Here is an 11,549-nt window from a genome sequence, read left to right as displayed (position 1 = left end):
CGCGTGATCCGGGTCCTCGTCGCCGACGACGAGCCGCTCATCCGGGCCGGCATCAGGATGATCCTCACCTCCGCCGACGACATCGACGTCGTCGCCGAGGCGGCGGACGGCCGGGAGGCGGTGGAGACCGCCCGGAGCACCGCGGTCGACGTGGCCCTGCTGGACATCCAGATGCCGGTGATGGACGGGCTGACCGCGCTGGCCGAGCTCGGCCGGGCCGCGCCGGGGGTACGCGCGCTGATCCTGACCACGTTCGGCGAGCGCGACAACGTCCTGCGGGCCCTCGGCCACGGCGGCGCGGGCTTCCTGCTGAAGGACTCCGCGCCGCAGGAGCTGATCCACGCGGTACGCGCGGCGGCGGCCGGCAACGCCTATCTGTCCCCGGCCGCCACCAAGCACGTCGTGGACACCCTCGCCTCCCCCGCCGCCACCGCGCGCGGCGAGGAGGCCCGCCGGCGGTTGGCCGACCTGACCGCACGCGAACGCGAGGTCCTGGCCCTGCTGGGCGAGGGCCTGTCCAACGCGGACGCGGGGGCCCGCCTGCACATGAGCGAGGCCACGGTGAAGACGTACGTCAGCCGCATCCTGACCAAGCTCGACTGCGAGAACAGGGTGCAGGCGGCCCTCCTGGCCCGGGACGCGGGCCTGGAGGCGGACCGGGGCTGACGCGGACGAACCTCAGCGCTCCAGCGTGCCGTTGAACCGCCGGGGCAGCCCCAGCGGGTTGTCGTCCCGCAGCTCCGCGGGAAGCAGCGCCTCGGGCGCGCCCTGATAGGCGACCGGCCGCAGCCACCGTTCGATCGCGGTGCCGCCCACCGAAGTCGACGTCGAGGTCGTCGCCGGGTACGGACCGCCGTGATGCTGGGCCGGCGCCACGGCGACACCCGTGGGCCACCCGTTGACCAGCACGCGACCGGCCAGCGGCGTCAGCTCCGCGAGGATCTCCGCGCCGCGCCCCTCGCCGGCCGCCTCCTCGGCCGACAGGTGAACCGTCGCCGTGAGGTTGCCGGGCAGCCGGGACAGCACGGCCCGGGCCTCGGCGTCGTCGTCGTAGCGGACGATGACCGTCACCGGCCCGAAGCACTCCTCCAGGAGCAGGTCGTGCGCCCCCTCGGCGGTCAGCTTCTCGGCCGCGACCGTCAGGAACCCGGCGCTGACCGTGTGCTCCCCGCCCGCCCCCGGCGTCACCGGCGAGTCCACGTCGGGCAGTTCGGTGCGCTCGGCGACCCCGGCGATGAAGTTGTCCCGCATCCGGTGGTCCAGCAGGACGCCCGCCTCGGTGTCACTGACGGCGTCCGTGAGCGACTTCAGCAGACGGTCACCGGCCGCACCGCTCGGCGCGAGCACGAGCCCGGGCTTCACACAGAACTGGCCGACGCCCAGCGTCATCGAGCCGGCCAGCCCCGTGCCGATGGCCTCGGCCCGCTCAGCGGCGGCGGCCTCCGTGATCACGACGGGGTTCAGGGAGCCCAGCTCGCCGTGGAAGGGGATCGGGACGGGACGGGCCGCGGCGGCGTCGAACAGGGCACGACCGCCCCGTACCGAACCGGTGAAGCCGGCCGCGGCGACCAGCGGGTGCCTGATCAGCTCGATGCCGGCCTCGAAGCCGTGCACCAGACCCAGCACACCCGCCGGGATGCCGTGCTCGGCGGCAGCCGTACGCAGGACCTTGGCGACCAGCTCGGACAGCGCCGGGTGGTCGGGGTGGGCCTTGACGACGACGGGGCAGCCCGCGGCCAGCGCGCTCGCGGTGTCGCCGCCGGCGACGGAGAAGGCGAAGGGGAAGTTGGAGGCCGAGTAGACGGCGACGACGCCGAGGGACACCTTGTAGCGGCGCAGGTCCGGGATGGGCGGGGTCGCGGTGTCGTCGGGGTGGTTGATGACGACGTCGAGGAAGGCGCCCTCGTCGACGATGTCCGCGAAGGCCCTCAGCTGGTAGCAGGTGCGGGCGAGTTCGCCGGTGAGGCGGACCGGGCCGAGCGCGGTCTCGGCGTCGGCGGCCTCGACGAGGTGGTCCTTGGCGGCCTGCAGCCGGTCGGCGGCGCTGCGCAGGAAGGCCGCGCGGACCGTGCGGTCGGCGAGGGAACCGCGCGCCTCGTGCGCGGCGCGGACGGCGGCGTCCACCTCCTGGGCTGTGGCCTCCACCGCAACCTGTTCACGCTGCTTCCCGGTTCGGGGGTCGACACTCCAGACTGGTGCTGCTGCCACCGCGGGTCCCTCCACATGTAATGCCGCAGTACTGGGTCATCCACCAGGGTCGTTCGATATACTGAACGCTGTCTCTGATGATGAATATGCTTCGGAGACTATTTCCCGTCGAACGAAGGGGTCAAGGGCGATGTCGGCTGTCGAGACGGGGGGCGGAGCGCAGGTCAAGTCCGCGGTACGGACGGTTGAACTGCTCGAATACTTCGCCGGACGCCCCGGTATGCACTCCCTCGCCGCGGTCCAGGAGGCCGTCGGTTACCCCAAGTCGAGTCTGTACATGCTGCTGCGCACGCTCGTGGAGCTGGGCTGGGTGGAGACGGACGCCACGGGCACGCGGTACGGCATCGGCGTACGGGCGCTGCTGGTCGGCACCTCGTACATCGACGGCGACGAGGTGGTCGCGGCGGCGCGTCCGACGCTGGACCGTCTCTCGGACGACACGACGGAGACGATCCACCTGGCCCGGCTGGACGGCACGAACGTCGTCTACCTGGCCACCCGCCAGTCCCAGCACTACCTGCGCCCCTTCACTCGGGTCGGCCGCCGGCTCCCGGCCCACTCGACCTCCCTCGGCAAGGCGCTGCTGAGCACCTACACGGACGAACAGGTCCGCAAGATGCTCCCGGAGACGCTTCCCGCGCTGACCGAGAACACGATCACCGACCGCGAGAAGCTCATCGAGGAGCTGCACCAGGTCCGCGACCAGGGCTTCGCCGTCGACCGCGAGGAGAACACCCTCGGCCTGCGCTGCTTCGGCGTGGCGATCCCGTACCGCACGCCGGCCCGCGACGCGATCAGCTGCTCGGTGCCGGTGGCACGGCTGACGCCCGCGCACGAACAGATGGTGAAGGACGCGCTGTTCGACGCGCGCGACCGGCTGACGCTGGCCACTCGTAGGCTATGACTCCATGGATGTGGAACTCCGTGAGGTGCACGACAGCGATCTTCCTGTCTTCTACCGGCAGTTGAACGACCCGGAGGCCCTGCGGATGGCGGCCTTCACCCCCAAGGATCCGGACGACTGGGACGCCTTCGACGCGCGTTGGAGGCGAATCCGGTCCTCGGACGACGTCCTGCGCACGATTCTGGCCGACGGTGACGTGGTGGGCAGCGCGGCCGTGTACGGGGACCCCGGCGAGCGGGAGGTCACGTATTGGGTCGACCGCGCGTACTGGGGCCGGGGTGTTGCCACGGCCGCCCTGCTGAGGCTGCTCGCCGAAGTTCCCGAGCGCCCGCTGTACGCGCGGGCGGCGGCCGACAACGAGGGCTCGCTGCGGGTGCTGTCCAAGTGCGGGTTCCGGGTGACCGCGCACGCGAGGGGCTTTGCGAACGCGCGGGACGAGGAGATCGACGAGGTCGTGCTGCACCTGGAGGGCTGAGGTCCTCTCCCCCGTCAGGCGGAGACGGATCGTCGCTGTGCAGGAGGCGCCGGCCGGTGCTCTCGCGGGAGCGTGGCGGTATGACGCAGACACTCGCTCCCGCCCCGGAGAACGACGCCGCTGTCGGTCCCGGCAGGTCCCGTCGCGCCCTGCGGGCCGTCGCCATCGTCTCCTGCGTGCCCTATCTCTCGCTCAAGGTCGCCTGGATCGCCGGGAGTCACATCGGGATCCCGGCGGGCAGCACGCTGCTGGAGCACCGGGCGGGCATGGCCGTCGCCAACAGCGTGACCGTCCTCATGGACACGGCCGTGATCGTGCTCGCGCTGGTGCTGACCCGGCCGCGGGGGCTGCGGGTGCCCGCGTGGCTCCTGGCCTTCCCCGCGTGGGTGGCCACCGGGCTGCTCGCACCCCTCATGGCCGGGTTCCCGATCCAGCTTCTCGTGGGCGCCCTCGGCGGCACCCTGGACACCACCGACGACGGCGGGGAGCCGTTCCTCCACACATGGGTGTACGGCGTCGTCTACACGGGGTTCATCGTGCAGGGCCTCTCCCTCGGCGCCCTGTTCGTGCTGTACGCCCGCGACCGCTGGGGCGGGCTGTGGGAGGGCCGGGTCCGGGAGCTGCCGGTCGGCGTCATCGGGTCGGCCCAGCGGGCGATCGCCGTGGCCGCCACCGTCCTCGCAATGCTTCCCCTGACCGCCCACCTGCTGTGGGCGTTCGGCAGCACCGCCGGGCTCAACGGCACTCGCATCGCCGACCGGACCAGCGACTTCTACGTCATGGAGGTCCTGTCCGCCGTGTTCCTCGTCATGGCCGTCACCGGCGGCTTCCTCCTCGCCTTCCGGCGCGGCCGGGCGCTGCCCGTCAAGCTGCCGCTCGCCCTCGCCTGGGTCGGCTCAGCGGCCTTGGTGTGCTGGGCGGGCTGGCTGGCGCTGGCCACGCTCACCGACATGGCCGACGGCCCGACGCCGCTGGAGAACTACGCCTACGCTGGCGAGATGATCGTCGGCATCCTCGTCGCCTGCCTCGGCGTCCACTTCCTCGCGGAGCGATCCGCGAGCCGGAATCGTCGTACGGCGTGAGCCGGTTCCTCGGGTTGCTGTTCGGGCGGCGGGCGCGTCGGCGCTGGATCCATCTGATCCTCGGCGGCGCGCTGGCCATGCCGTACGTCTTCGTCGGCCAGCTCGTCGTCGGCCCCGCGACCAACTCCCGGTACGTCTTCAACGACCTCCCCCTGCAACTGCTCTCCTTCACCGTCGGGTTGCCCCTCGCCGCCCTCACCGCGGCCCTGTTCCCGCTGACCCGGCCCCTGGAGGCGGGGGCGGTGCGGTCGCTGTGCGGTGTCGACGCGGGCCTGCTCGCTCACGGGCCCGCCCGGTCGCGGGCGGCGAAGGGGCGGGCGGCTGCCTGGTTCACGCTGCATCTCGGGTTCGGCGGGATCATCTCGGGGATGTCGCTGGCGGTTCCGCCGTTCGCCGGCTTCCTCACCGCGCTGCCGCTGCTCGTGTGGCTGGGCGGCGCGCGGCTCGTGGACCTGCCCGAGGCCCTCGACCGGACCTGGGTGCTCGCGCTCGCGCCGGTCGCGGGCATGGCGACGCTCGTCGCGCTCGCCGGCTGCGCGGCCGTGTGCGGTTCGCTTCTCGCCCGCTGGGCGCCCGCGTTGCTCGGCCCCACGCCGGAGGACCGGCTCGCGGCGGTCGAGGCCCGCGCCGCCGACCTAGCCGTGCGCAACCGGCTCGCGCGCGAACTGCACGACTCCGTCGGCCACGCCCTGAGCGCCGTCACCCTGCAGGCGAGCGCGGCCCGCCGGGTCCTCGACACCGACCCGGAGTTCGCCCGCGAGGCCCTCGCCGCGATCGAGGACACGACCCGGCGCACGGTCGGCGAACTCGACGCCGTCCTGGGCGTGTTGAGGGACGGCGACACTCCCGGTACGGCCCCGGCGCCCACCCTCGGCGCCGACCTGGACGGCCTGCTGCACCGCACGCGCGCGGGCGGGCTGCGGGTGACCGCCAGGGTCGACGCCGATGCCGGGGCGCTGCCGCCCGTACTGTCCCGTGAGGCCTACCGCATCGTGCAGGAGGGGCTGAGCAACGCCCTGAAGCACGCCGGGGAGCGGGTGAGCGTGACCCTGCGGATCGTGATCGCCGAAGGGGATCTGGAGATCAGCGTGGAGAACCCGCTGACCCACGCCCCCACCTGCCGCCCCGGCGGCGGCCACGGCCTGCGCGGCATCGCCGACCGGGCCAGGCTGCTGGGCGGGACGATGGAGGCGGGTCCGGCGGAAGCGGTTGCGGCGCAGAGCGTCTGGACACTGCGCGTACGGCTGCCGATGACCTGCCCACCGACCCCGAGGGAACGCCCATGACGCCCCGCCCCGCGATCCGCGTCGTCCTCGCCGACGACGAGCGCATGGTCCGCAGCGCCCTGCGCGCCATCCTCTCCGCCGAGCCGGACCTGGAGGTGGTCGGCGAGGCGGCGACCGGTGCCGAGGCCGTGAGCGTCGTACGGGACCGGAGACCCGACGTCGTGCTCATGGACGTACGCATGCCCGAGATCGACGGCATCCGGGCCACCGAGCAGATCCTCGCCACCCTCGACGAACCGCCCCGTATCGTCGTCGTCACCACCTTCGAGAACGACTCCTACGTGTACGACGCCCTGCGCGCGGGAGCCGCCGGGTTCCTGCTGAAGCGGGCGGACGCCGACGCGCTCGTGCAGGCCGTACGGCTGGTGTCGCACTCCGACACCCTGCTGTTCCCGTCGGCCGTGCGCACCCTCGCGGCCGAGCACGCGCGCGCGTACCCCGCACCGCCGGCCTGGGTGGCAAGGCTCACAGGCCGCGAGCGCGAGGTGCTGCGGCTGATGGCGCAGGGCCTGACCAACGCGGAGATCGCACGGCGGATGGAGGTCGGCCCGGCCACCGTGAAGTCGCATGTGGCGGCGGTGCTGGCGAAGACCGGCACCCGGGACCGGACGCAGGCCGTGATCGCCGCGTACGAGGCGGGCTTCATGAACGCTCGATGAGAAAGGGGGGCGCAAGGGAACGATTGCCCCCATCCTGATCGTCTCTCGAGTGGGATGAACAAGACGATCAGGCGGGCGTCCGTCTTCACGCTGCTCCTGGTGTTCGCTCTGCTGGTCAGGGCGACCTGGGTGCAGTTCTACGACGGCCAGGCCCTTGCGGACGACAAGAACAACCGGCGGAACACGATGGCGCTGTACAGCCAGCCGCTCGGCAACATCATCGTGGGCGGCGAGGCGGTCACCGGCTCGGCGCCGACGAAGAGCGGCGACCTCGCGTACAAGCGGACCTACACGGACGGCTCGCTGTACTCGGCCGTGACCGGCTACAGCTCGCAGGCGTTCGGAGCGACCCAGCTGGAGGGCATCTACCAGGACCTGCTCGACGGCAGCGACACCCGCGTGAAGAGCGTGATGGACACGATCACCGACAAGCGGGCCGACCCGGGCAATGTGATCACGACGATCGACCCGGATGTGCAGAAGGCGGCGTACGACGCGCTCGGCGACAAGAAGGGCGCCGCCGTCGCGATCGACCCCGCCACCGGGAAGATCCTCGCGGTCGTCTCCACTCCGTCGTTCGACCCGTCGCGGATCACCACGGGCGACTCGGAGGCCTGGAAGCAGCTGACCAAGGACCCCGAGAAGCCGATGACGAACCGCGCACTGCGGCAGCCGCTGCCGCCGGGCTCGACGTTCAAGCTGGTCGTGGCGGCCGCCGCGCTGGAGGACGGCCTGTACGCGTCGGTGGACGAGAAGACGAAGAGTCCGGACCCGTACCCGCTGCCGGACACCAACCGGGAGCTGGGCAACGAGAACCCCAACGCGCCCTGCGAGGACGCCTCGATCCGGGTCGCGCTCCAGTACTCCTGCAACAACGTCTTCGGGAAGATGGCCGTCGACCTCGGCCAGGACAAGGTCCGCGAGACGGCCGAGAAGTTCGGCTTCAACGACGAGGAGCAGGACGTCCCGGTGCGGGCGTACCCCAGCGTGTACCCGTCCGACATGGACCGGCCGCAGACCGCGCTGTCCGGTATCGGCCAGTTCGACGTCACCGCCACCCCGCTGCAGATCGCCATGGTGTCGGCGGCCATCGCCAACGGCGGCAAGCTGGTCTCGCCGCACATGGTGTCGCAGATCACCGATGGCGGCGGCGATGTCCTGGAGAACTACGACGACAGCGCGGAGACCAAGGAGATCGTCAGCTCCGACACCGCCGAGCAGCTCCAGTCAGCGATGCAGACGGTCGTCGAGGAGGGCACGGGCACGAACGCGCGTATCCCGGGCGCGACGGTGGGCGGCAAGACGGGCACGGCCCAGCACGGCGAGAAGAACAGCAAGACGCCGTACGCCTGGTTCACGTCGTACGGGAAGGCCGACGGCAAGGAGGTCGCCGTGGCGGTGATCGTGGAGCAGTCGAACGCGTCCCGCTCCGAGGTCAGCGGCAACGGGCTGGCCGCCCCCGTGGCCAAGAAGGTGATGGAGGCGGCGCTCAAGAACTAGCCGGTCACTTGACGCCCAGAAGCTGCTCGATCGGGTTGATGGCGAAGTACACGAGGAAGAGCACCGACGTTCCCCACAGCAACCAGTGGATCTCCTTCGCCTTGCCCAGCACCGTCTTGATCACCACGTAGGCGAGGAAGCCCGCCCCGATGCCGTTGGTTATCGAGTAGGTGAAGGGCATGACGGCGATGGTCAGGAACGCCGGGATCGCGATCTCGTACTTGTCCCAGTCGATGTGCTTGACCTGGGTCATCATCAGGAAGCCGACGGCGACGAGCGCGGGCGCGGCCGCCTGGAGCGGGACGATGGTGAGCAGCGGGGTCAGGAAGAGGGCCAGGGCGAACAGGCCGCCGGTGACGAGGTTGGAGAAGCCGGTGCGCGCGCCTTCGCCGACGCCGGCGGCCGACTCGATGTAGGAGGTCGCCGAGGACGAGGAGGCCGCGCCGCCCGCTGCCGCCGCGGCGCCGTCGATCAGCAGCACCCGGCCGAGGTTCGGCACCTTGCCCTGCTCGTCGAGGAGTCCGGCCTCGGCGCTGATGCCGACGACGGTGCCCATGGTGTCGAAGAAGTCGGACAGCACCAGCGTGAAGATCAGCAGGACGACGGTGATAACGGTGGTCTCGCCGAACGCGCCGAACAGGCTGAAGTCGCCGAGGAGTCCGAAGTCGGGAGTGTCGACCACCTTGTCGGGCCAGGCGGGTGTGGTCAGGCCCCAGGCCTTGATGTCGGCGACCGAGTTGATGACCATCGCGAGGACCGTCATGGTCACGATGCTGATCAGGATGGCGCCCTTCACCTTCCGGGCGAGCAGGGCGATCGTCAGCAGAACTCCGAGGCAGAACACGAGGATCGGCCACCCGGTGAGCTGGCCGGTGCCGCCCAGCTGAACCGGCACGGTGGTGTTCGCGATGTCCGGGATACGGCTGACGAACCCGGCGTCGACGAAGCCGATGAAGGCGATGAACAGCCCGATGCCGACGCTGATCGCCTGCTTGAGCGGTTGCGGGATGGCGTGCATGACGGCCTCGCGCAGCCCGGTGACCACCAGTACGCAGATCAACAGGCCTTCGAGGACGACCAGGCCCATCGCGTCGTCCCAGGACATCAGCGGGGCGATCTGGAAGGCGACGACGGCGTTCAGGCCCAGACCGGCGGCGAGGGCGAGCGGGAGGTTGCCGCCGACGCCCATGATGATCGTCATGACCGCGGCCACCAGGGCGGTGGCGGTGGTGAGTTGGACCGCATCCAACTGATGGCCGAACTTGTCCTTCGCGCTGCCCAGGATGATGGGATTCAGGACAAGGATGTAGGCCATCGTGAAGAACGTGGCGAAGCCGCCGCGTATCTCACGGGCGAAGGTGGAACCCCGTTCGGAGATCTTGAAGAACCGGTCGACGCTGTTCACGCCTGGCGGCGGGGCAGTTGACCGGTCGGCCACCTTCTGGGAATCGGACATGGCGGATGCTCCTTGCTGCCTGACTGATCGGTGTGCGGATGCTGGCTGGATTGTTCCCGCGTTGAACACGCTTCAGGTTTTCTCCGTGTTACGGAATCAGGCCTGCTCACGTGCGACGCACCACACGTTGTTCGAGACCTCGTACGAACAGGACATTCGATCGCTGCTACGCTTCCCGACCTCGCAGCATGATCGCGGAAAGATCGCCGGACGATCACATGTCATACACATGCCACTCATAGGCAAGGAGGGCCGTCCGTGGGCACGGTCGTCGACGACGCCGCCTCCGTGGAGTTCCATGCCTTCTTCGAGCGTCACTATGCCGAACTCGCGCGCCTGGCCCACCTGCTGACCGGGGAGGCGGACGCCGCCGACGACCTGGCTGCGGACGCGTTGCTGGCGCTGTGGCACCGCTGGGACCGGGTCCGCGCGGCCGACCGTCCGGTCGCGTACGCGCGCGGCGTCGTGGCCAATCTGGCCCGCACCAGAATCCGCAGCGCGGTCCGGGAGCGGCGGCGGGTCGCCCTGTTCTGGTCGCAGCGCGAGGAGAAGACGGAGAACCCGGACGTCGCGGGCGTCGTCGACGTCCAGGAGGCGTTGCGTGGACTCCCGTTCCGCAAACGCGCCTGTGTGGTGCTGCGGCACGCGTTCGACCTGTCCGAGAAGGACACCGCGCTCGCCCTCGGGATATCGGTCGGTACGGTGAAGAGCCAGACCTCGAAGGGGATGGCCGAGCTGCAACGGCTGCTCGGGACGCAGGGCGCTCCCCTCAAGGTGCACGCGGCGGCGATGGTGCGCACCGAGGGCGCCGCGGGAAGGAACCGATGATGCGGCGGGACGTGCACGACGAACTGCGCGTCCGGCTGCACGAGGCGGCCGAGGCGCACGAGCCCGACCGCGAGCGGATCCTGGCCCGCGTCCAGCGCGGCATGGCGGACCCCTCCGGGCAGCCCCGCACCGACCACCGGGCGACCAACCCCCCGGTGTACGGCTGGTTCCGGGTCGTGAGCGCGACGGCCGCGGTCGCCGGAGTGCTCGCGGTCGGCGGGTACGCGGTGGCGTCCGCCGTGCAGGAGGACGCCCCGCAGCAGTCGGTGGCCACTTCGCCGACGCCGGCCCCGGCCCCGGAGCCGACGACCCGGGCCCCGGTCCCGCCCGCCCCGTCGGCCGACCCGACGCCGGCGCGGACGCCCGAGTCCCGCGGGACGGCCGAGGCGCCGACGCGACAACCGACCGCCACGGCCGAGCCCCCCGCGGCCAAGGGCGAGCAGGACGGCCCCCTGTGGTCGGACGGCTCGGTGGACCCGCACAGCAACGACTTCTGGGCGCAGAGCAATCTGACCCTCAGGACGAGCGAGCAACTCACCGCGCTCACGATCCGGTTGAAGATCAAGCAGACCGGCGGGGTCAGCACGGCCGGCGCGTGGCGCTCGCTGCCGGAGGAGGACTTCACGCTGACCGTCGGGGAGAAGGACGGCTTCCTCGTCTACACCTGGGCGCTCAAGGAGGGCCGTACGGTCCGCGAGGGCGCGTGGGTGTTCGCGGGGCAGTACGACCATGAGCGCGGCGGCCGGGACGCGCGCGACGACAGCTACGCGATGACGGCCACGGCGGGCGGCGAACAGCTGTCGGTGGCGGGCGGCTTCGCGGCGCACGACGACAGCGACTCGGCGGCGGCCGACGGAGATTCGTGAAGCACCATCCGGAAGCAACCTCCCGCGGTTTCTCGGCATCTGTCATCACGTACGCGATCTGACAGCGCATACGACGCGAGAGAGCCCCCTGGACCTGTCGGCATGAGCCCCCCTCGGCCGGCAGAGCGGAACGCCCCGCCGGTGACGACCGGCGGGGCGTTCGCGCGTGCGCCGAGCGCCGGCCAACGGGGACGAAGCGGGCCGGAGGGGCCGCCCCGGCCCGCTTCTGACACCCGGTCGTCGCCATGGCCGCGAAGGTTGCCGCGCCCCCGCGAAAGCGAGCGA

11 protein-coding genes are annotated in these 11,549 nt (G+C 71.2%); 9 read left to right on the top strand and 2 right to left on the bottom strand.

Annotated features, from left to right (window positions below; genetic code table 11):
* Nucleotides 1-3: 3 nt before the first annotated feature.
* Nucleotides 4-666 carry a response regulator transcription factor gene (locus OHT51_RS32590; RefSeq protein WP_328882488.1) on the top strand — a complete coding sequence of 221 codons (663 nt, stop codon included), beginning with the start codon at nt 4-6 and terminating at the stop codon, nt 664-666.
* Nucleotides 667-678: 12 nt separating this feature from the next.
* Here the strand turns inward: OHT51_RS32590 and OHT51_RS32585 are convergent, their stop codons facing one another.
* The gene (locus OHT51_RS32585) at nt 679-2,208 is read right to left on the bottom strand and encodes an aldehyde dehydrogenase (NADP(+)) (protein WP_363034059.1); all 1,530 of its coding nucleotides are present in this window, start codon (nt 2,206-2,208) and stop codon (nt 679-681) included.
* Between the two features lie 130 nt (nt 2,209-2,338).
* On the opposite strand from OHT51_RS32585, the gene OHT51_RS32580 reads away from it, so the two are divergent.
* The 6 genes from OHT51_RS32580 to OHT51_RS32555 all read left to right on the top strand — a co-directional run bounded on the left by OHT51_RS32580 (nt 2,339) and on the right by OHT51_RS32555 (nt 8,114).
* The gene (locus OHT51_RS32580) at nt 2,339-3,112 is read left to right on the top strand and encodes an IclR family transcriptional regulator (RefSeq protein ID WP_328882487.1); all 774 of its coding nucleotides are present in this window, start codon (nt 2,339-2,341) and stop codon (nt 3,110-3,112) included.
* 4 nt (nt 3,113-3,116) lie between these two features.
* On the top strand, nt 3,117-3,587 hold the full coding sequence (locus OHT51_RS32575) for a GNAT family N-acetyltransferase (RefSeq protein WP_328882486.1): 471 nt from the start codon (nt 3,117-3,119) through the stop codon (nt 3,585-3,587).
* 80 nt (nt 3,588-3,667) lie between these two features.
* Nucleotides 3,668-4,669 (top strand): hypothetical protein, encoded by a 1,002-nt coding sequence (locus OHT51_RS32570; RefSeq protein ID WP_328882485.1) that lies wholly within the window; start codon nt 3,668-3,670, stop codon nt 4,667-4,669.
* Nucleotides 4,666-5,955 carry a sensor histidine kinase gene (locus OHT51_RS32565; RefSeq protein WP_328882484.1) on the top strand — a complete coding sequence of 430 codons (1,290 nt, stop codon included), beginning with the start codon at nt 4,666-4,668 and terminating at the stop codon, nt 5,953-5,955. The genes OHT51_RS32570 and OHT51_RS32565 overlap by 4 nt, the downstream gene beginning before the upstream one ends.
* Complete coding sequence (locus OHT51_RS32560; protein WP_328882483.1) at nt 5,952-6,614, top strand: response regulator transcription factor; 663 nt, start codon at nt 5,952-5,954, stop codon at nt 6,612-6,614. The genes OHT51_RS32565 and OHT51_RS32560 overlap by 4 nt, the downstream gene beginning before the upstream one ends.
* A 54-nt stretch (nt 6,615-6,668) precedes the next feature.
* On the top strand, nt 6,669-8,114 hold the full coding sequence (locus tag OHT51_RS32555) for a peptidoglycan D,D-transpeptidase FtsI family protein (RefSeq protein ID WP_328882482.1): 1,446 nt from the start codon (nt 6,669-6,671) through the stop codon (nt 8,112-8,114).
* A 4-nt stretch (nt 8,115-8,118) separates the two neighbouring features.
* Here OHT51_RS32555 and OHT51_RS32550 read toward each other — a convergent pair whose 3' ends face one another.
* Nucleotides 8,119-9,570: an NCS2 family permease gene (locus OHT51_RS32550; protein WP_328882481.1), complete on the bottom strand. Its 1,452-nt coding sequence runs from the start codon at nt 9,568-9,570 to the stop codon at nt 8,119-8,121.
* A gap of 258 nt (nt 9,571-9,828) precedes the next feature.
* Here OHT51_RS32550 and OHT51_RS32545 point away from each other — a divergent pair, with 258 nt between their 5' ends.
* Nucleotides 9,829-10,398, top strand: coding sequence for a SigE family RNA polymerase sigma factor (locus OHT51_RS32545; protein WP_328882480.1), 570 nt, complete (start codon nt 9,829-9,831; stop codon nt 10,396-10,398).
* The gene (locus OHT51_RS32540) at nt 10,395-11,264 is read left to right on the top strand and encodes a hypothetical protein (RefSeq protein WP_328882479.1); all 870 of its coding nucleotides are present in this window, start codon (nt 10,395-10,397) and stop codon (nt 11,262-11,264) included. The genes OHT51_RS32545 and OHT51_RS32540 overlap by 4 nt, the downstream gene beginning before the upstream one ends.
* Nucleotides 11,265-11,549: the final 285 nt, after the last annotated feature.

It is taken from the genome of Streptomyces sp. NBC_00299 (assembly GCF_036173045.1).
GTDB lineage: Bacteria > Actinomycetota > Actinomycetes > Streptomycetales > Streptomycetaceae > Streptomyces > Streptomyces machairae.
This window is presented reverse-complemented; position numbering and strand designations above follow the sequence as displayed.